Origin of the sequence: Accumulibacter sp. (assembly GCF_036625195.1) — a bacterium.
GTDB lineage: Bacteria > Pseudomonadota > Gammaproteobacteria > Burkholderiales > Rhodocyclaceae > Accumulibacter.
In genome coordinates this window covers 4,067,893-4,087,987 of sequence record NZ_JAZKUG010000001.1, presented here as the reverse complement: position 1 = coordinate 4,087,987, position 20,095 = coordinate 4,067,893, and the positions used below count along the sequence as shown (strand labels likewise).

20 protein-coding genes are annotated in these 20,095 nt (G+C 64.2%); 13 read left to right on the top strand and 7 right to left on the bottom strand.

The window, feature by feature from the left end; translation table 11 throughout:
• Positions 1-41: 41 nt before the first annotated feature.
• The 5 genes from istA (at position 42) to V5B60_RS17960 (ending at position 4,768) form a co-directional block, all read left to right on the top strand.
• Complete coding sequence (gene istA / locus V5B60_RS17980) at positions 42-1,568, top strand: IS21 family transposase (RefSeq protein ID WP_434735384.1); 1,527 nt, start codon at positions 42-44, stop codon at positions 1,566-1,568.
• 173 nt (positions 1,569-1,741) lie between these two features.
• On the top strand, positions 1,742-2,530 hold the full coding sequence (istB, locus tag V5B60_RS17975) for an IS21-like element helper ATPase IstB (RefSeq protein WP_332345114.1): 789 nt from the start codon (positions 1,742-1,744) through the stop codon (positions 2,528-2,530).
• Positions 2,531-3,390: 860 nt separating this feature from the next.
• Positions 3,391-4,158, top strand: a complete 768-nt coding sequence (locus V5B60_RS17970) for a PEP-CTERM sorting domain-containing protein (RefSeq protein WP_332348819.1) — start codon at positions 3,391-3,393, stop codon at positions 4,156-4,158.
• Between the two features lie 172 nt (positions 4,159-4,330).
• On the top strand, positions 4,331-4,540 hold the full coding sequence (locus tag V5B60_RS17965; protein WP_332348817.1) for a type II toxin-antitoxin system HicB family antitoxin: 210 nt from the start codon (positions 4,331-4,333) through the stop codon (positions 4,538-4,540).
• Between the two features lie 3 nt (positions 4,541-4,543).
• Positions 4,544-4,768, top strand: a complete 225-nt coding sequence (locus tag V5B60_RS17960; protein WP_332348815.1) for a type II toxin-antitoxin system HicA family toxin — start codon at positions 4,544-4,546, stop codon at positions 4,766-4,768.
• A gap of 635 nt (positions 4,769-5,403) precedes the next feature.
• On the opposite strand, the gene V5B60_RS17955 is transcribed toward V5B60_RS17960, so the two are convergent.
• The 7 genes from V5B60_RS17955 to map form a co-directional block, all read right to left on the bottom strand.
• A complete protein-coding gene (locus V5B60_RS17955; protein ID WP_332348813.1) occupies positions 5,404-5,826 on the bottom strand; it encodes a hypothetical protein in 423 nt (140 codons plus the stop codon).
• 45 nt (positions 5,827-5,871) lie between these two features.
• Complete coding sequence (locus tag V5B60_RS17950; RefSeq protein ID WP_332348811.1) at positions 5,872-6,978, bottom strand: nucleotidyltransferase domain-containing protein; 1,107 nt, start codon at positions 6,976-6,978, stop codon at positions 5,872-5,874.
• On the bottom strand, positions 6,975-7,919 hold the full coding sequence (locus V5B60_RS17945; RefSeq protein WP_332348809.1) for an HprK-related kinase A: 945 nt from the start codon (positions 7,917-7,919) through the stop codon (positions 6,975-6,977). The genes V5B60_RS17950 and V5B60_RS17945 overlap by 4 nt, the downstream gene beginning before the upstream one ends.
• A complete protein-coding gene (locus V5B60_RS17940) occupies positions 7,916-8,167 on the bottom strand; it encodes an HPr-rel-A system PqqD family peptide chaperone (RefSeq protein ID WP_332348806.1) in 252 nt (83 codons plus the stop codon). Before V5B60_RS17940 ends, V5B60_RS17945 begins: the two co-directional genes overlap by 4 nt.
• A 49-nt stretch (positions 8,168-8,216) precedes the next feature.
• Positions 8,217-8,597, bottom strand: coding sequence for a hypothetical protein (locus V5B60_RS17935; RefSeq protein ID WP_332348804.1), 381 nt, complete (start codon positions 8,595-8,597; stop codon positions 8,217-8,219).
• A 435-nt stretch (positions 8,598-9,032) separates the two neighbouring features.
• On the bottom strand, positions 9,033-11,615 hold the full coding sequence (locus V5B60_RS17930) for a [protein-PII] uridylyltransferase (protein WP_332348802.1): 2,583 nt from the start codon (positions 11,613-11,615) through the stop codon (positions 9,033-9,035).
• On the bottom strand, positions 11,612-12,421 hold the full coding sequence (gene map, locus V5B60_RS17925) for a type I methionyl aminopeptidase (RefSeq protein WP_332348800.1): 810 nt from the start codon (positions 12,419-12,421) through the stop codon (positions 11,612-11,614). The genes V5B60_RS17930 and map overlap by 4 nt, the downstream gene beginning before the upstream one ends.
• A gap of 348 nt (positions 12,422-12,769) precedes the next feature.
• Here map and rpsB point away from each other — a divergent pair, with 348 nt between their 5' ends.
• The 8 genes from rpsB to rseP all read left to right on the top strand — a co-directional run bounded on the left by rpsB (position 12,770) and on the right by rseP (position 20,092).
• The gene (gene rpsB / locus V5B60_RS17920; protein WP_034940062.1) at positions 12,770-13,513 is read left to right on the top strand and encodes a 30S ribosomal protein S2; all 744 of its coding nucleotides are present in this window, start codon (positions 12,770-12,772) and stop codon (positions 13,511-13,513) included.
• A gap of 143 nt (positions 13,514-13,656) precedes the next feature.
• Positions 13,657-14,553, top strand: coding sequence for a translation elongation factor Ts (tsf, locus tag V5B60_RS17915; RefSeq protein WP_332348797.1), 897 nt, complete (start codon positions 13,657-13,659; stop codon positions 14,551-14,553).
• Between the two features lie 27 nt (positions 14,554-14,580).
• Entirely contained in the window at positions 14,581-15,303 is a 723-nt protein-coding gene (gene pyrH, locus V5B60_RS17910) for a UMP kinase (RefSeq protein ID WP_332348795.1), read from the top strand.
• Positions 15,304-15,315: 12 nt separating this feature from the next.
• Positions 15,316-15,876, top strand: coding sequence for a ribosome recycling factor (gene frr / locus V5B60_RS17905; RefSeq protein ID WP_332348793.1), 561 nt, complete (start codon positions 15,316-15,318; stop codon positions 15,874-15,876).
• A gap of 23 nt (positions 15,877-15,899) precedes the next feature.
• Positions 15,900-16,694 (top strand): polyprenyl diphosphate synthase, encoded by a 795-nt coding sequence (gene uppS / locus V5B60_RS17900; RefSeq protein WP_332348791.1) that lies wholly within the window; start codon positions 15,900-15,902, stop codon positions 16,692-16,694.
• On the top strand, positions 16,687-17,523 hold the full coding sequence (locus V5B60_RS17895) for a phosphatidate cytidylyltransferase (RefSeq protein ID WP_332348789.1): 837 nt from the start codon (positions 16,687-16,689) through the stop codon (positions 17,521-17,523). Before uppS ends, V5B60_RS17895 begins: the two co-directional genes overlap by 8 nt.
• Positions 17,524-17,540: 17 nt before the next feature.
• On the top strand, positions 17,541-18,728 hold the full coding sequence (ispC, locus tag V5B60_RS17890) for a 1-deoxy-D-xylulose-5-phosphate reductoisomerase (RefSeq protein ID WP_332350622.1): 1,188 nt from the start codon (positions 17,541-17,543) through the stop codon (positions 18,726-18,728).
• On the top strand, positions 18,725-20,092 hold the full coding sequence (gene rseP, locus V5B60_RS17885; protein WP_332348787.1) for an RIP metalloprotease RseP: 1,368 nt from the start codon (positions 18,725-18,727) through the stop codon (positions 20,090-20,092). Before ispC ends, rseP begins: the two co-directional genes overlap by 4 nt.
• Positions 20,093-20,095 lie beyond the last annotated feature (3 nt).

The following is a 20,095-nucleotide window of genomic DNA, read 5'->3' as shown; positions in this document are numbered from 1 at the left end:
ACTTTTTTCCGAGGGAAGTGATGAGTAAAAGGAAGATCGAAATGCACCACTATCGACAAGCCCTGCTGCGTATGCGGCAAGGCGACTCTGATCGCGACATTTCCCGAAGTGGCCTCATGGGGCGGCGGACAGCAGCCAGTCTACGAACCCTGGCCAGCGCACGCGGTTGGCTCGCCGGCGACTTGGCCGCCCCCGACGATGCGACGATTGCCGAAGGGCTGGCGCCCGCCAGGCGCGCGGCCACCACCGTTTCCAGTCTCGAAGCGCATCGAGAACGCATCGCGGCTTGGCTGGGTCAAGGCGTTTCCGGCGTCGTCATTCACACGGTGCTCAAGCGCGAACACGACTATACCGGCAGCTACTCGGCGGTACGCCGGATGCTCGGCACGTTGAAACGGGCGATCCCGCCACAGACCACCGTCCGCCTGAGCTTCGCCCCCGGCGAAGCGGCCCAGGTCGATTTCGGTGCCGGCCCGTTCCTGGAGCACCCGGCCGGTGGGCCACGCCGCACCTGGGCCTTCGTCATGACGCTTTGCTTCTCGCGGCACCAGTACGTCGAGTTTGTCTGGGACCAGACGGTGGCGACCTGGCTCGGCTGTCATCGTCGCGCCTTCGAATGGTTCGCCGCCGTTCCGGCACGACTCATCATCGACAACGCCAAGTGCGCGATCATCAAGGCGTGCATCCATGACCCGCAGGTTCAACGCTCGTATGCCGATTGCGCCGAGGGCTACGGCTTCAAGATCGATGCCTGCCCGCCACATGATCCGCAAAAAAAAGGCATCGTCGAGTCGGGGGTGAAATACCTCAAGGGCAACTTTCTGCCGCTCAAGACCTTCCTCGATCTGGCCGATCTCAATCGCCAAGCCAAAGCCTGGGTCATGGACGAAGCCGGCACCCGCCGGCATGGCACCACCGGCGAGGCGCCGACCGATCTCTTCGCGCTTGAGCGTGCGGTCCTTCTGCCGCTTCCCGGCGTGGCGCCGGACCTCGGCGTCTGGTCGCAGGCGACCGTTCACCCCGACAGCCATATCCAGTTCGAGCGCGCCTACTATTCCGTCTCGTTCACCTTGGTCGGCAAGCGTCTCTGGTTCAAGGCCAGCGACGGCATGGTGACGATTTATCATGAGTTCAAGCCCGTCGCCGCGCATGCCCGAGCGTTCAAGGCCGGTGAGCGGCGGACCGTCAAGGATCATCTGCCGCCCGACGCCCGAGCCTTCTTTGCCCATGACCGAGCGTGGTGCGTGGAGCAGGCAGTACGGGTTGGGCCGGCCTGCGCCGCGTTGATCGAGCGTCTGCTCGCCGACCGCATCGTTGAACGACTGCGTGCGGCACAAGGCGTGCTGCATTTGCAGAAATCCTACCCCGCCACCCGCCTGGACGCCGCGTGCGCCCGGGCCCTGGCGCATGAGTCGCCCTTCTACCGCACGGTGAAGACGATTCTGGCCGGCGGTCATGACTTGCGGGCCGACACCTGGGCGGCAACCGCGCCCGAGCCCACTCCGCATTCGGGGCGCTTTGCCCGCAATGCCGCCAGTTTGTTTGCGGCATCGACCACGGTGCAGTGAGCGCCGCGCTGTTCTCCATGGCTGAATCCGGCACTCTGCCGTCTTCAGCCACGGCGAAGCGTATCTCCCGCGTCCGGGCGTCAAGGTTTCGCTGCGCCGGGCGTTGCCCGACCTTGACCCCCGGCCGCGGGAATTCCAGGCCCTCCGGCCTATGTCAACCTGAAGGACTGATCGTGAATCCCATCCCTGAACTTGCTCCCCATCTCAAGCAGTTGCGCCTCTCCGGCATCCTCGGTTCGCTCGAGGCGAGAAATCGCCAAGCCATTGAATCGAAATTGGCTTATACCGAATTCCTGTCCCTCTTGATCCACGATGAGGTCGCGCGTCGCGACCAGACGAAATTCGCCTTGCGGCTGCGCCGCGCCGCGTTCCGCTCCGGGAAGTCGCTCGAAGGTTTCGATTTCGCGCGCTTGCCGAATCTGAACCAGGCCTTGATCCATGATCTGGCCACCGGGCGCTATCTGCAGGAGAAGGCGCCCGTCCTCATCGTCGGACCGTGCGGCACGGGCAAGAGCCATCTGGCGCAAGCGCTCGGCCATTGCGCCGTGCGTCAGGGCGTTGACGTCCTGTTCACTACCCAGGCTCAGCTGTGTGCCACCCTGACGACGGCTCGCGCCGTCGGCACCGTCGAGCGCAAGATCGCCACGCTCTCACGGGTTCCACTTTTGATCGTCGACGACTTTGGACTCAAACCGCTCCGCGCCTCCGCCGACGAGGATTTCCATGACCTCATCGCAGAACGCTACGAGCGCGCGGCGACCATCGTCACCAGCAATCTTGATTTCTCCGAGTGGGATCAGGCCTTTCCCGCCAACCGCCTGCTCGCCTCCGCGACCCTCGATCGCCTGCGCCATAACGCCTATTGCCTGACCCTCGATGGTGAGTCGTACCGCTCACCAAAATTGGCGCCAACGGCACCAAAATCAGCACCGCAAAAACAGGTAAAATCCGCCACCCTTTAAGCCCCGAGTTAGCCCGTTTTTAACTCTTCAAACTGGCTCCATTACGCCGATCATCGGTGGCTCCATAACGGCGATCAATGACAGTAAAGGGCGATTGGCGGGATTGCGGAATGTAAATTGGCGCGCCGCGGGCTTTGTGGCAAGACGAAAGAGGCAAAAAATGGGCGGGCTCGGGTCCGCGGTGGTACTGCTCACGGCACCGTCATTGGCGCGTACGCTGAACGACCGCAAGCGGTTGCTTCGGGTGGAAGGGCGCGCTCCGCAAGCAATGGTTGTTGAATGAAGGTGGCGGCTCGGCCGTCGGACAACTTGCCCGCTGTCTCGATGCGCTGGCGCAGTTTGAAGAGATACCGGCCAAACGCGCCGCCGGGAAACATTCGCGCAGGGTGCGGATCACTGAGTCAAAGGCTTGGGCGAAGCCAGATTGCCATGCGATGCGCTCTTCGGGCACGCTTCGTTGTCGCCGCCGTCACCTGCTGCTGGACAGGCCAGCAAGTGGGACGGTCCGTGGACTGCCGGAATCAGTCGGACGGTACCTGTCGTGAGCGTGCCGATAGCCGCTCTCGTTGCACCTCGTGGTGGGGCTGAGCTATAGTTTCGCCATTGGCCCTCGCCGGGCTGATGGCCCAGCCAGAGGGGTTGCGCGACGGGGAGGGCGCCGACGCAATTACCGGAATTCTTGGTGGACGGGCGCATGGCTGACCTCATTGTTCTGTCGAGTCAATTCGCTGTTCTTGTGCATGCGGAAAGGATATTGACGCAAAGCTTTGGGGCAAGTAGGCCTGCTACATCACGTTGGGCGACTGGTTCCCCGACAATCGTTCAACTTCTTGTAACGGGGTTCATGTGAGAGAAGACAGATGAAACTCAAACGCAGTCTTGTCGCTCTAGCAGCGTTGTTGCTCACGGCTGGAAGTGAGGCAAATGCACTCAACCTGACACTCGACTTCCAGTCGTTGCCCAGCGCACAAGGGTGGACGTTCGCAACCAATAACTCACATCTGGGCAACGCGGCGGAAAGTCTGGTCTACTCGACTTGCACAGCGGACGGACTGCCAGCTTTGTGCATGGACTCGACCCAGTTGCCATATAGCAATTCAGACGGCAGCGCCTTCTGGTACACGCGTGCCGACTTGGAACTGAGTAATCCGTTCACCGTATTGATGCGGGCACGGCTACTAGAGGAAGTATTCCAAGGTTTCCCTAGCGGGCGCAACGCTTTTGGCCTTTTTATCGATGCCTATACTGGGTCAGGTCTCGCGCAATTCGGTGTCGGTGCAGACCCGAGTAGGATCCAGTCCCATGTGAAAAATTATGCAGAGATTCTGACGCCCTTCGACACGCGACAATGGCACGACTACCGTTTTGTGGTGCAACCTGGGGGCGCGTTCGAATTATTCGTCGATGGCGCAACCACTCCCATCGTCTCTGGGCCGCTATTGCCTAGTAGCCTTGACCAGGCACTCAATTTCGGCGATGGTACGTCCTTCAATGCTGTACGTGCTGAAATCACCATGTTTCAAGTCACGCAGGTCCCCGAACCCAGTACGAGCCTGATGGTCAGCCTCGGCGTCGTCTCAGCGCTTTGCTGGTCACGTAGAAGGCAGGTTGGCAATCGGGCCGCGTAGCACCGACTCCGGTTCGCCCATTCGAGTCCCAAACCCTGCGTTCCATGGGACTCTGGACGCTGCCCGAAAATGCCGCGCAGCGTCCCCCTGAGCTTCCACTTTCGGCGTCAGTGATTGCCTATCGCAGAGCGTAGAGCGATAATCTTCTTTCCATGCGATTTTGGAGTTAGCCATGAAGATCTATTCAGCAGTAATTGAGCGGTGCCCACAAACCGGCCTGTTCGTCGGTTTCGTTCCCGGTTTTCCCGGCGCTCATTCCCAGGGCGAAACGCTGGATGAAGTCAACCACAACCTGCACGACGTTATTGCAATGCTTCTCGAAGACGGCGAACCCACGCTGGAGTCCGAGTTTGTTGGGATTCAAAATGTTGCCGTAGCTTGAGTCATGGGCAATGTTCCCGTCCTCAAACCCAATGAAGTCATAGCCATTCTTATGAGACTCGGCTTCACCGAAGTTCGCCAACGTGGTTCACACAAACAATTCCGCGATACCGCAGGTCGCTGCACAACGGTGCCGTTTCATCAAGGTCAAGACATCTCCCCAATCTTGCTCCGTCAAATAGCCAAAGACATTGGCCTCGCGCTTGATGAGTTGCTCAAGCACAGATAGCCCAACCCGGCAGTCAACCTGGACGCTGCGCAATAAAGCCGCGCAGCGCCGGTTACTTCCACGTGTGCGCCGGGCATGGCGCGTTACTTCATAGGTGGAAGTCCTATGGCCAGGTTTTGCCGCACCTGCGGTGCGTCGAACCCCGCTACGCAGAGCCGAAGGCAAGGAGAAGGGCAAGGGCGTTGCCGCGAGGCGGGGTCTGGAAGGTGGAAGCGGGGTTTCCATGAGCAAACTGCTTTGCTCATGGCCGCTGGAACGACGCGAGCTGTGCGAGCGGTTGGAGCGCCCAATCCAAAGCTGCGGGGCGATGAACAAGAACCGGATCTGAGGCGTGATGCATCCGGGGCGAGCGGGCACGTGACCGCGAAGCCCTCCATCTGCGGCCGGGGTGCATTTTGTAAATCCGGCGTCCATGCAGCGAAGGTCACGAGTCTTGCCCCGGGAGATCTCCCCGGTGCCTCGGAGGATCGAGGCTGGGCGTTGGGTGACTGGCGCTGAATACCGTGGACAAGTCAGCAGAGGGCAAAGTAGGTGGTGCTTCCCAGCGAAGGCCCGGACGATGAAAGACGAACGGCCGTGACGAAGAGAGACGGGATCGCATCGGACCACCTGCTGAAGCAGTCTGCGGTGATCGCCTACGGAAAGAGTCCTGCCGGCAGCTGCCAACGCGCCCGCAGCCCGGCCAGCCGGCGCTCGAACTCGTGCAGCGGCAGGCGCTCGTTGCCGGGCAGGCTCCACAGCGCGCGCACCCGCCAGCGCCCGTCCTCCTCGTGCAGCAGCGCCTTCACCGTCAGATCGGTCTCCTGCCACTGCCGGCCCTCGAGGTGCACGATCTCGTTGCCTTCGAAGTAGGCCCAGGGGCCGGCGGTCTTCAGGTGGAAGACCTTGAAGCGGCTGCCGCTGCCGGCGATTCCCAGTTCGCCGCGCACGCTGTCGAGGATCGCGCTGCGCGCCGGGCTGCCCGCGGCCGGTACCGAGACGCCGGCCGCCGCCGGTTGGGCGCAGGCGGCCACGGCCGAGAAGACGAGGCCGGCGAGCAACGCCAGCGCAGCGCTCACCAGCCGCAGCACGCTGAGGACCCGCGGGACGCCGCCGGGATAGGTTCAGCCAGCACCGTCTTGCCGCGCCGGGCGTCGGCGCACCGCCTGCGCGCTCTTGTGGGCCAGGTGGCGCAACAGCAGTCCGGGCGGCATGCGCAGCCACTGGTAGCGGGTCGCACCGAGGCGTACGGCGATGCTGCGCGCGAGCGGCGGTGGCTCGTCGGGAAGTCGCGGCAGGGTGCAGCGCGGATAGAGCCAGTCCATCGCCCGCAGCATGGCTCGCGGCGGCGGGCGCAGCGGCAGCCCGTCGGGCACCGGCGTCGCCAGCCAGCGGCGGCAGTAGTGCAGGGCATACCACAAGGGACGCTCGACACCGTGACGGCGGGCACGCACGCTCAGTGCCAGCCAGTCATCCGCCGACCGCAGGTGGCTCCGCAGAAGGCTGTCGATGTCGACCAGGTCGCGCAGGTTGTCGGCCAGCTCGGAGTCCTGGAAGAGGTGGATGGCGGCATGCAGGATCTGGTCGAGCGGATGCAGCACCAGGAAGCGCTGCCCGGCAAGCTCCTGCAGGTCGGCGAAGAGCAGCGCCCGGTCGGGATGTAGACGACCGGTCACCGGGCTGATCGTGTGATGGACATCGACTTCCATCGGGTGGCCGGGAAAGCGCAGCGGTGGCAGCTCATGACTCCATTCCCGGTAGTAGCGGTCGGCGTAGTCATCGACGGCCTGTGCCTCCCAGCCAGCGGCCAGCAGGGCCGCTTCGGTCTGCCGCAGGTCTTCGCGGCTGACCAGCAGGTCGACGTCGTTCGGCAGGCGGCCGCGCGCCGTCGCCAGGTCCTGGATGATGTAGGCGCCTCCCTTGAGAACGGCGACGCGCACTTCGCCAGGCAGCACGCTGGCCAGCGCTGCCAGCTCCATGCGCAACAGGTGGACGCGATGCGCCGAATAGGTGGTCGCCGAATCGAGATGGCCGCGGACACAGTCCGGAATCGCAGCGAGGTGCTCGGCTTGCGACCGGATGCGATGGGCGAGCACGCCCAGCAGCCGGGCGCGCCGTGCGAGGCGGATCAGTGTGTCCCAGTCGTGCAGCTGCAGGCGGCGCACCCGTCCAGGGTCGCACAGCAGTTGCAGCAGCTGGAACGGGTAGGCGGCAGGCTGTGGGTCGATCATGCGCCCTCGCTCGCTGCGCGCGCGTCGGCAAGCAGCGCGCGGACCGATTCGATCGCTTCATCCAGACGGCTGTAATCGAGCGCGAACGCGGGGCAACGCTCGATGACGTCCGCCACGGCGTTGAACGAGATGGCGCCGAGGACCTCGTAGTTGAAGCTGTTGAAGGCGAGGTGCGCGAAAGCCTCTTCGGCCGGCAGGCGGCGGATGCTCAAAGCTGCACCCTGGCGAAAGCTCGGAAAGATGACCAAGCGCGGGTGTGCCGGCAGTCGTCGGGCGTCGACACTGGTCTCGCCGGGAGCGAGGTGTGCGACGTCGCCCTTGCGCGTGCCCTTGTAGACCGGGCCGAGGATCACGTCTTCGGCATAGTCGCGAATGACGTCGATCGAGCGGTTCTTCAGTGCCAGCGGCTTGAGCATCGGCCACAACTGGCCGCTGCGCGGGCAGAGGACGCCGAACTCGTCGGACAGCAGGCGGAAACCCCGCAGCATCATGGCCGCCGTCAGCGTGCTCTTGCCGGAACCGGGCGGCGCCGCCATGATGACACCGCGGTCGGCGAGCGCAAGGGCGCCGGCGTGCAGCAGGACGTGCTGGTTGAAGCGCTGCGCAAAGCACCAGTTGACGCCCCATTCGAAGTGCGCCAGTGCCTGCTCCTGGGGAAAGGGGTCGAAGGGCTGAACGCCGTCGATCAGGAAGCGGGACTGCGGGCGCAGGTAGGCGCGCAATCCCCGGCCGCCGCGGATCTGCGTATGGAAGTCGGCGAAGGCCGGATCGACCAGGGCGAAGGCGCCATAAACGCGCTGCAGGTCGGCAACGAAGGCCGCGAGGTCGGAGCCCAGGCGCACGACGGCGGCCCCATAGTCGAGCGTGAGCGAAGCACTGGCGAGACGCTGGCGGAGAATGACGGGAGAGAGGTGGCGCAGGCGGAGCGGCTCGGCAGTCATCCGCCAAGCATGCCCATCTCCTGCAGAGAACGCAACACCTGACGGATTTCGTCTGTGTCGGTATCGACTTCGAGTTCGTCGCGCAGAAAGCGCAGCGCCGGCTCCAGAGGCAGCGGCTGTTCGCCGTCGCCGATTTCGCTCAATGCTTCGAAGATGATGGTGGCGGCCGGCGTGAGGATGTGCGTCTGCCAGCTTTCCTGATCAAATGCGACGCCCCCTTCCCCCAGACGGCGATAAAGGGGGCGCATCAGACAGCGGGCGGTCGTGCGCGACTGGGGATGGATTGCCGCCGATCGATCAGGAGATGAGGTTGGTGCCCGGGTCGGCGTGCGGTCCCTGCGGATTGATCGAGTTCCAGCACGACGCGTGCGCCACCGGCCTGGGTGCCGTGCCGGTGATGTCGTAAACCAGAACGTTGCCTTCGATGACCGTGTCGCCACCCTGGTTCGGGATTCCGGCCTGGAACTCCCGCACCCATTGGTCGGTCTGGTCCTTGGGCAGGATTGGCGGGATCGGCCTGTTGTTGTTCGCCAGCAGACCCTTCTCGACACAGGCGTGCAGGCTGCTCGACGACACGGCCCTGCCGGTGGAGGGCAGAACGAAGATCGCCGGCACGGCCGCGGCCTTCTTCAGCAGCTTGCGCCGCTGCGCGGTTCTATCGTTTGAGGTCTCTGACATGTGCTTTCCTTGGTATCGATTGCGGCCTGAGCAAAATCATTTTAGTCGTTCCGGCCTTTGGATGTCTGACTACTACATCACGCTTTGCCGAGAAAGCCTGCCATGACAGTCACAGTGTGGTGTAACACCCGGTGACCTCGTGCCTTGCTTCCCCATTCAAGCAAGTTATGTGCCACACGCTTTGAGAGAATGCAATCCTTCAGTAAATCATTGCCGTAGCATGCGATTCCACGGCTGAGGGAGGATTCGGTGGCAGCGAGTGTAAAAAAAACCGACACTGTCGCAGTCGCGGGGCTTGTGAACGGCTCCCGGCAGCAGGCCGGGCGGGCCGCTTCGAGCGCATCGGAGCCGCGAGCGAGCGCAGCGTCGGGCAGGTCGCAGCGCGGTCGCGCAAGGCCTTGCCGGGCAGATCGCCGACCACCGCCGCTCCCGGCTTCACAGCTTCAGACGTTCGATCAGCTCGGTTTCCAGCTTGATGCGGTTGGCGGTCTCGCGAAGATCGCCGCCGCTGATCAGGAAGGTGTCTTCGACGCGCTCGCCAAGGGTGGAGATCTTCGCCGTGTGCAGGTTGGCGCCATGTGCCGCCAGGGTCAGGGCGATCGTGTACAGCAGCCCGGGACGATCGGTAGCGCTGACCGACAGGACGTAATGCGAGCCTTTCTCGTCTTCTTCGATGGTGACCACTGGCTGCACTGGAAAGTTCCTCACCTGCCGCGACAGCCGTCCGCTGCCCGGCCCCTCGAGCGGCCCTTGGCGGCGCAGGCGGTCAGTCAGTTCGTGTTCGACATAGCTGATCATGTCGCGGTCGTCGCCGCGCTCGCCGAGGTCGAGCAGCATGAAGGTGTCCAGCGCGTAGTGGTCGCGCGTGGTATGGATCTTGGCGTCCACGATGGTGTAGCCGGCGCGACTGAAGAAGCCGACCAGTCGCGCAAACAGGTCGCGCTGGTCGCGGGTGTAGACCAGTACCTCGAGACCTTCACCCTGCGGGTTGAGGCGTGCCCTGACCAGGGGCTCATCGCGACGGATGCGGTAGTGCAGGGCGCGGGCGTGCCAGGCGATCTCTTCCGCCGAATGGCGCATGAAGTACACCGTGTCGAGATGTTTCCACAGCCGCTGGTGAACCGAGTCGGGCAGGGCGAAGTAGCGCAGCAGCCGCACGGCCTGCTGCTGGCGCTCTTCGATCAGTCCCTGCCGCACCGCCGCCTCGCCGCCGCCGAGCAGGGCACGGCAGGTGCTCCTGAACAGCTGCTCGAGCAGTTGCCCCTTCCAGGTGTTCCAGACCTTCGGACTGGTGCCGCGAATGTCGGCGACCGTGAATAGATAGAGGGCAACCAGTTTCCTTTCTTCGCCGACCGTTCGGGCGAAGGCGCCGACCACCTCAGGGTCGGCGATGTCCTGCTTCTGGGCGACGCTCGACATCAGCAGGTGGTGCCGTACCAGCCAGACGACCAGCTCGCTGTCCTCGGCAGCGACGTCGTGCGCCGCGCAGAACTCGGCGGCGTCGACCGCGCCGAGCTCGGAGTGGTCGCCACCCCGCCCCTTGGCGATGTCGTGGAACAGGGCTGCGACATAGAGGACCCACTGTCGGGGGAAATCACTCATCAGCTCGCTGCACAGCGGATACTCGTGGGCGAACTCGTCGGCGAGGAAACGGCGCAGGTTGCGCAGCACGTGCAGCGTGTGCTGATCGACGGTATAGACGTGAAACAGATCGTGCTGCATCTGGCCGACGATCTTGCCGAAGTTGGGCAGATAGCGACCAAGCAAGCCGAACTGGTTCATCCGCCGCAGTTCGTGCAGCACGCCGCGAGGTTGCTGCAGGATGCCGAGGAAGCAGCGACGGTTGTCGGCGCTGTGGCGGAAATCGTCATCGATCAGGGTCCGGGCGTGCCACAGGGCGCGCAGCGTGCGTGCCGTCATTCCCTGCAGATCGGCATGCTGCTGCATCAACAGGAATGCCTCGAGCAACGCCGCCGGTCTTCTTTCGAAAACGTCGTCGGCGACGACATCGAGCAGCTCGTGCGTCTTCCGGAAGCGTTCATTGATCGGCGACGGTTCCTGTTCCGACGGCGGCGAGATCGCCGCGCCGATGTTCTGCAGCAGGATGGTGTTGAGTTGCGTCACCATCTTCGCCGTCCGGTAGTACTGCTGCATCAGCCGCTCGCTGGCGAGACGGGTCGCGGTCGCGACGCAACCCATGCGGCCGGCGAGCGCCGTCTGATGGTCGAAGAGCAGCCGGTCCTCGCGCCTGCCGACGTGCAGGTGGAGGTGGCAGCGCAGACGCTGCAGGAAAGCCAGGCTGCGCAGCAGCTGCTCCTCCTCGTCGCGGGTGATGAACCCGTGCCGGGCGAGATCCTCCCAGGAGTCGCCGAAGCCGGCGGCGCGCGTGATCCAGAGAATCGTCTGCAGATCGCGCAAGCCGCCGGGAGCTTCCTTGCAGTTGGGTTCCAGGGCGTAGGGCGAATCCTGGTAGCGGCGGTGGCGCTCCTCCTGCTCCATCCGCTTGGCGTCGAAGAAGGTGCCGCGATCGAGCCCCTCGCGAAGCTTGCGGCAAACTTCCGCGAACAGGCTGCCGTCGCCGGTGAGCGGTCGGGCTTCGAGCAGGGCAGTGCAGATCGTCAGATCGTCGGCAGCGGCCTGCGTACACTCGGCGACCGTGCGCACGCTGGGGGCGATCTCGATACCGATGTCGTAGAACAGAGCGACGGCGAACTCGACGCGGCTGGTCAGGTCCGGGCCCGGTGCGGCCGGCAGCAGGAGCAGGATATCGACATCGGAAGCGGGGTAGAGCTCACCGCGGCCATAACCGCCGACGGCCAGCAGTGCCACTTCCGGCGGCAGGGACAGCGCTTGCCAGAGGTCGCGCAGCACTTCATTCACCAGGGCGCAGCGCGCCTGCAGCAGGTACGGCGCGTCGTCGTCGTCGAGAAAGCGCTGGCGCAGCTCCGACTGGCCTGTCCGCAGCCATGAGCGAGAACGCTCGACCAGAGTCTGGCGACCGGTCTCGCCCATGATCATCCGGCGTCGCCGATCCAGCCGGGCGGCGGCGGTGTGGCCGAGGAAACCGTGAGGACCTCGTAGCCGCTTGCGGTGACCAGGACGGTGTGCTCCCACTGCGCGGACAGGCTGTGGTCCTTGGTGACGATGGTCCAGCCATCGGCCATCGTCTTGACGGCCGCCCTGCCGGCATTGATCATCGGCTCGATGGTGAAGATCATGCCTGCTTCAAGGGTGATGCCGGTGTGCGGGCGGCCGTAGTGCAGGACCTGTGGCTCCTCGTGGAACTTGGCGCCGATGCCGTGGCCGCAGAACTCACGCACCACCGAGTAGCCGCACTGCTCCGCATGCTTCTGGATCGCGTGGCCGATGTCACCGAGATGTGCGCCGGCGCGTACCTGGACGATGCCCAGCCACAGGCACTCGAAACTGACCTCGCACAGGCGCCGCGCCTGCAGCGAGGTTTCGCCGACCTGGAACATGCGGCTGCTGTCGCCGTGGTAGCCGTCACTGATCACCGTGATGTCGAGATTGACGATGTCGCCGTTGCGCAGCGGACGGTCGCCGGGCACACCGTGGCAGACCTGATGGTTGATCGAGGCGCAGATCGAATTGGGATAGGGCCGGTAACCGGGCGGCGCGTAGTTGAGGGGTGCGGGAATGCACTTCTGGACGCCGACGATGTAGTCGTGACAGAGCCGGTCGAGTTCGCCGGTGGTGACGCCCGCCCGCACGTGTGGCGTGATGTAGTCGAGGACTTCGGCCGTGAGGCGCCCGGCGACACGCATCTTGGCTATTTCCTGCGGGGTCTTGCGGCTGATGCTCATGCTGGGCGCTCGGCGGCGGGATCGGGAGGAGCGAAGGATAAAGGAAGCGGCCGGCTTAGGCAATTTGCCCGCGCAACCGGGAATTCACGCCGGCGCTGCAGAAAAAGCGGCTTTCGCTGCGCCCGGAATTGAAATCATCCGTGTCTTGGTGGTACCATCCTCGGCCTTTGCTGGCCGGTGCCGGCAAGGGAGGAAGTGCGTGCCGTTCCGGGTACGCCGGGCTGGTCGATGTGGCCGGCCCCAATACGCACATCCGCCTGTTCAAGGGTGTCTGCCGCGCCGCTGGCGCAAGGGCAGGCTGTAGCTGGGCGGATGGTGGTCCAACCCTGATGGAGAAAGCCAAGATCCATGTCTACAACGATGCGCCAGATGCTGGAGGCCGGTGTTCACTTCGGTCACCAGACACGCTTCTGGAACCCCAAGATGGCGCCGTACATTTTCGGCGCGCGCAACAAGATTCACATCGTCAACCTCGAGCAGACACTGGCGAAATACAACGAAGCGATGGGCTTCGTGCGCAAGCTGTCGGCCAACAAGGGAACGATCCTGTTCGTCGGCACCAAGCGCCAGGCACGCGAAATCATGTCCGAAGAGGCGACCCGCTGTGCTTCGCCGTTCGTCGACCAGCGCTGGCTGGGCGGCATGCTGACCAACTTCAAGACCATCAAGCAATCGCTCAAGCGCCTGAAGGAACTGGAGCTGATGTGCGAGGACGGCTCCCTCGACCGGCTCGGCAAGAAGGAAGCGCTGATGCTGACCCGCGAGCTGGACAAGATGCACAAGTCGATCGGCGGCATCAAGGAGATGGGTTCACTGCCCGATGCGCTGTTCGTCATCGATGTCGGTTACCACAAGATCGCCATCACCGAGGCCGTCAAGCTGGGGATTCCGGTCGTCGCCGTGGTCGACACCAACCACTCTCCCGATGGCGTGGACTATGTCATTCCGGGTAACGACGACTCGTCGCGTGCCATCCGGCTCTACGCGCGGGGCGTTGCGGACGCCGTCCTGGAAGGTCGCAGCCAGTTCGTCGAGGAACTCCTCGATGTCGTCGCCGGTGACGAGTTCTTCGAGGAAGAGACGGGCGACTGATCTCGGCGCAGCGTCCCGGCAGGGGTGCATCGTGCCGGCGACGCGCGCGCCCGGGTGGCCGGCGCGCATGGCGCGTGGGCCTGCGCATGTACTGGATGACGGGCGCCCGATCGACTGGCGGGCGCCCGCAAGTGGAGAATGAAATGGCGGAAATAACCGCAAGCATGGTGAAAGAGTTGCGCGAGAGGACCGACGCGCCGATGATGGAGTGCAAGAGGGCTCTGAGCGAAGCCGCGGGCGACCTTGGCAAGGCAGAGGAGATCCTCCGTGTCAAGCTCGGATCGAAGGCGAGCAAGGCAGCCAGCCGCATCACTGCCGAGGGTGTCGTGGCCATCCAGCGGACGGCCGATGGCCGGTTCGGGGCCATCGTCGAGATCAACTGCGAAACCGATTTCGTCGCCAAGAATGACGAGTTCCTCAAACTGGTCAGCGATTGTGCCGGCCTCGTCCTCAGTGAGAACCCGGCTGACGTCGCCGCCCTCTCGTCGTTGCCGATGGGAGATGGCACCGTCGAGTCGACGCGCACGGCTCTGGTCGGCAAGATCGGCGAGAACATGTCGGTTCGTCGCTTCGTGCGCATCGCCGCCAGTGGCCGGCTGGCGTCCTATGTCCATGGTGGCGCGAAAATCGGCGTGCTGGTCGATTACAGTGGCGGTGACGACCAGCTCGGCAGGGACCTGGCGATGCACATCGCGGCGTCGAAACCGAAGGCGCTCGATGCATCGGGCATCGACGCCGAACTGATCGACAGCGAGCGCCGCATCGCGGCGGAGAAGGCGCGCGAAGCGAACAAGCCGGAAGCGATGATCGAGAAGATCGTCGAGGGCTCGGTGCAGAAGTTCCTGAACGAGGTGACCCTGCTCGGGCAGGTCTTCGTCAAGGCCGAGGACGGCAAGCAGACGATTGCCCAGTTGCTGAAGAGCAAGGGTGCGTCGATCGCCGGCTTCACGCTGTTCGTCGTTGGCGAGGGCCTGGCCAAACGTTCGAACGACTTTGCCGCTGAGGTGGCGGCGCAGGCTGCCGCTGCCGCCCAGAGATGAACGCCTGATCGAGGGAGCCAGAAGCCGATGTCTGCCCAGTCACCGAGATACCGACGCATCCTCCTCAAACTCTCCGGCGAAGCACTCATGGGTGGCGACGCGTACGGGATCAATCGGCAGACGATCACCGGCATCGTTGCCGAGATCAAGGGGATCGTCGACCTCGGTGTGCAGGTCGGTGTGGTCATCGGCGGCGGCAACATCTTTCGCGGGGTGGCCCCGGCTGCGCGCGGCATGGACCGCGCGCAGGCTGACTACATGGGCATGCTGGCGACGGTGATGAACGGTCTCGCGCTGCACGATGCGATGCGGGCGGCAGGGATGGTGTCGCGCGTGCAGTCGGCCCTGAACATCGAACAGGTGGTCGAGCCGTACATCCGGGCGAAAGCCATACGCTACCTCGAGCAGGGGCGGACGGTGATCTTTTCCGGTGGAACGGGCAATCCCTTCTTCACCACCGACACCGCGGCGGCTTTGCGCGGTGCCGAGATCGGTGCCGAGATCGTACTCAAGGCGACGAAGGTGGACGGCATCTACACGGCCGACCCGAAAAAGGATCCGCAGGCCACCCGTTACGACCGGATCAGTTTCGATGACGCGATCGCCCGCAATCTGGCGGTGATGGATGCCACGGCATTCGCCCTCTGTCGTGACCAGAAACTGCCGATCAATGTCTTCTCGATATTCAACCCGGGGGCGCTGCAGCGGGTCACGATGGGCGACAACGAAGGCACCCTGGTCCATTGCTGACGGGAGCAACAGATGGCGATAGCAGAAGTCAAGAAAACGGCTGAGCACAAGATGCAGAGATCGGTCGAGACACTGAAGACGGACCTGGCGAAGGTGCGTACCGGGCGTGCCCATACCGGCCTGCTCGACCACGTGCATGTCGACTATTACGGCTCCTCGGTGCCGATCAATACGGTGGCCAACGTGACCGTGATCGATGCGCGGACGCTCGGCGTCCAGCCGTGGGAGAAGAACATGCTGGCCAAGCTCGAGAAGGCGGTGCGCGACAGCGACCTCGGTCTCAATCCGTCGGCACAGGGGGATTTGATCCGCGTGCCGATGCCGCCGTTGACCGAGGCGCGTCGTCGCGAGTTGATCAAGGTGGTCAAGGGCGAGGGCGAGGCAGCCAAGGTGGCGGTGCGCAACCTTCGCCGCGACGCGATCGCGACGCTGAAAGAGATGCTGAAGCACAAGGAGTGTTCCGAGGACGACGAGCATCGCGCTCAGGACGACATCCAGAAGCTGACTGACCGTTACGTGGCGGAGATCGAGAAGCTCCTCAGCCACAAGGAAACCGAGCTGATGGCGATCTGAGCGCTGTCGACGAGGTGATCAGGATGCAGCGCTTTGCCAGCTCGACGCGTGATGTTCCGCCGGCACTGGCCGTTCCCAGGCATGTGGCCATCATCATGGATGGCAATGGGCGCTGGGCGAAGAAGCACCTCCTGCCGCGCTTTGCCGGTCACCGGCAGGGTGTCCGGACGGTGCGGACGATGGTCCGCTGCTGTCTCGAGCGTGGCATCGAGTACCTGACGCTGTTCGCCTTCAGTTCGGAGAACTGGCGCCGGCCGCAAGACGAGGTGTCGCTGTTGATGCAGCTGTTCGTCCGCGTCCTCAGGGAAGAGGTCAGGAAGCTGGATCGCAACGGAGTGCGACTGCGGGTCATTGGCGACCTGACTCGCTTCGAGCCGGACCTGCAGGCACTGATCGATGCTTCGGAGCAACAGACGGCTGCCAACAGTCGTCTCGTCCTGACGATCGCTGCCAACTACGGCGGGCGTTGGGACATCCTGCAGGCGGTCAAGCGCATGCAGATGGAACACCCTGGGCGAGGCGACGAGTGGGATGAGGGCGACCTGACGCGGCACCTGGCGATGAGCTACGCGCCGGAACCGGATCTCTTCATTCGTACCGGCGGCGAACAGCGGATCAGCAATTTCCTGCTCTGGCAACTGGCTTATTCGGAGCTTTACTTCACCGACGTGCTGTGGCCGGAGTTCGACGCGGACGCTTTCGACGCCGCTCTGGCGTGGTATCGGCAGCGTGAGCGCCGCTTCGGGCGCACCAGCGAGCAGTTGCTGGGCGCACCACCGGCAGCGGCGCCAGCTACGGATCAGCGGGCCGATGCTTAGGACGCGGGTACTCACTGCGGTCGTCCTGCTTGCGGTCTTTCTTCTGGCCCTGTTCCTCCTGCCGCCACTCGGTTGGTTGCTTTTCGTCACCGCCGTCGCTGCCGTTGCGGCTTGGGAGTGGGGCGCGTTGATGCGTCTTTCGGGCGGATCAAGGATCGCGCTCGCTGTCGCCCTGGCGACGGTCTGCTTGCTGCTGGCGATGGTGGAGCCGGAAGCAGTCGGTCTGGTGGCGGGTTTCGCCGACTCGGCGTGGCGGCTGGGCGCCTGCCTCTACCTGCCGGCGGTGGTCTTCTGGTTGCTGCTGGCACCGATCTGGCTGCGGCGGCGCTGGCCTCTCGGCAACACGCTCCCCGCTCTGGCAACCGGAGCCGTCGTGCTGCTGCCGCTCTGGCTGGCGCTGGTCCAGTTGCGGCAGGCCGGCCCGCTGGCGGTGCTGGCGATCATGGCCGTGGTCTGGCTGGCTGACATCGGTGCCTACTTCAGCGGCCGCCGTTTCGGCAAGCACAAGCTGGCGCCGGCGATCAGTCCCGGAAAGACGTGGGAAGGGGCGATCGGCGGATCTCTGCTGGTGATCGTCTATGGTTTGCTGCTCTCATCACGCCTGCCGGCGGCGCTCGCCGGCAACCAGTTGCTCCTCTTGCTCGTCCTCTTGCTGCTGACGGCGATCAGCGTCGTCGGCGATCTGTTCGAGTCCCTGCTCAAGCGGCAGGCGGGCCTCAAGGACAGCAGCAACGTGTTGCCGGGGCACGGCGGGGTGCTCGACAGGATCGACAGCCTGACATCGACCCTGCCGCTGGTGGCGCTCGTCTGGCTGGTGACCAGGGCTTGAGCAGCATCGCCACCTGCATGCAGAGGCTGACGATTCTCGGTTCGACCGGTTCGATCGGGGTCAACACCCTTGACGTGGTACGACGTCATCCCGATCTCTACCGCGTCGTTGCGCTCTGCGCGCACCGGCAGAGCGAGCGCCTTTTCGAGCAATGTCTGGAGTTCAGGCCGCAGCACGCGGTGGTCGGCGACGAGGCCGTGGCGGTCGAACTGTCCGCACGTCTCAGTGATGCCGGTTGCGCGACCGTCGTCAGCCACGGGCCAGACGCCTTGGTGCGCATGGCGCGGTTGCCAGAGGTCGACGCCGTGATGGCGGCGATCGTTGGCGCCGCGGGGTTGCCGCCGACGCTGGCGGCTGCGGTCGCTGGCAAGAAGATCCTGCTCGCCAACAAGGAGGCGCTGGTGATGGCCGGTGCGGTCTTCATGCGGGCGGTACGCGACAACCATGCCACGCTGTTGCCTATCGACAGCGAGCACAATGCGATCTTCCAGTCGTTGCCGAGGGATTATGCGGGCGATCCGCAGGCGAGCGGCGTGCTCGGTCTGTGCCTGACCGCCTCGGGCGGCCCGTTTCGCGGTCGGTCGCTGGCCGACCTCGAGTCCGTCGGTCCGGACGAGGCCTGTTCGCACCCGAACTGGGTCATGGGTCGGAAGATTTCGGTCGATTCGGCGACGATGATGAACAAGGGCCTGGAAGTGATCGAAGCCCGCTGGTTGTTCAATGTGCCGCCGGAGCGAATCCAGGTCCTCATCCATCCGCAGAGCATCGTCCATTCTCTGGTTCAGTATGCCGACGGTTCGGTGATTGCCGAGCTCGGCAATCCGGACATGCGGACGCCGATCGCGCATGCTCTGGCCTATCCGCGTCGCATTGCCGCCGGCGTCGCACCGCTCGATCTTGGTGCCATCGCCAGCCTGCACTTCGAGCGTCCGGATAGCGAGCTGTTTCCCTGTCTGGCTCTGGCTTATCGCGCCCTGTGCGCGGGCGGAACGGCGTCGGCGACGCTCAACGCGGCGAACGAGGTCGCGGTGGATGCTTTCCTTGAGGGGCGCATCGGCTTCACTGCGATTCCCCGCCTGATCGAGGAAGTGATGGACCGCATGCCGGCTGGCCGTGAGCCCGTTTCCCTGGCCGAAGTGCTGGCCGCCGACCGGGCGGCGCGTGAGGTCGCCGAGCAGTGTCTGCTCACGAGTGTCTGCGCATGAGCGGTTTCCTCTACTATCTCGTTGCGTTTGCCGTCGTGCTCGGCATCCTGGTCGTCGTGCACGAGTTCGGGCACTACCTTGCTGCGCGCTGGGCCGGGGTCAAGGTTCTGCGATTCTCGGTCGGATTCGGCCGGCCCCTGGTCACGCGACGCTGGGGGCGTGATGGCACCGAGTGGGCCCTGGCTGCCTTCCCGCTCGGTGGCTATGTCAAGATGCTCGACGAACGCGAAGGTGAGGTGGCGGCAGACGAGCTGCACCGCAGCTTCAGTCGGCAACCGGTTGTGCGCCGGATGGTGATCGTTGCCGCCGGACCGGCGGCAAATTTCGCCCTCGCGATCCTGCTCTACTGGGGCCTGTTCTGGTATGGCAGCGAGGAGTTCAAGCCGATCCTTGGTACGCCCGTGTTGTCGAGTCCTGCCGCTGCGGCCGGACTCGACAACGGCGAACTCGTCTTGCGTGTGGCAGGCGAAAAGGTGCAGACGTGGCAGGAGATGCGCTGGCTGCTGCTGCAAAAGGCGGTCGATCACGACGCCGTCGACCTCGAACTGCTCAACCCGCGGCAGGAGGTCGTCGTCCGTCGCCTCGATCTGTCGGTCGTACGGCAATCGGGATGGGAGGGGGATGCGCTCGAGAGGCTGGGCTTGCGGCTTTACCGGCCACGTCTGCCGCCGATCATCGGCAGCGTCGGGGCCAGGAGCGCGGCCGAGGCTGCCGGGCTGCGGGCCGGTGACGAGATTCTGGACATCGATGGCGAGCCGATCGAGAGCTGGGCAGATCTGGTCCGTGTCGTTCGCCAATCGGCGGGTCAGACGCTGCATTTCGAGGTGCTCCGCGAAGGGCTGCGGCAAAGTCTGAGCGTGCGACCGTCTGCGGTCGAGGAACAGGGAAAGGAGGTCGGCCGCATTGGTGCCGCGGTGCGCGACGCTGGGCAGACACGCGAGCAACTGATGGTCACCGTGCGCTACGATCCGCTCTCGGCGTTGGGCAAGGCGCTGGTCGAGACCTGGGACAAGTCCACCTTCACACTGGTGATGATCGGTCGCATGATCACCGGCGAGGTTTCCTGGCGCAATCTCAGTGGGCCCGTGACCATTGCCGACTATGCCGGCCAGTCGGCAAAGCTGGGTGTCGACTACTACCTGAAGTTTCTGGCACTGGTGAGCATCAGCCTCGGTGTCCTCAACCTGTTGCCCATCCCGATTCTGGACGGTGGGCATTTGCTGTATTATCTGGTGGAAATAATCAAGCGCGGGCCGGTTTCCGAGCGCACGATGGAGATTGGTCAGCAGATCGGCCTGACCTTCCTGATCATGCTCATGGCTTTCGCTTTCTACAACGATATCAACCGCTTGTTCTCCGGCTGAGCC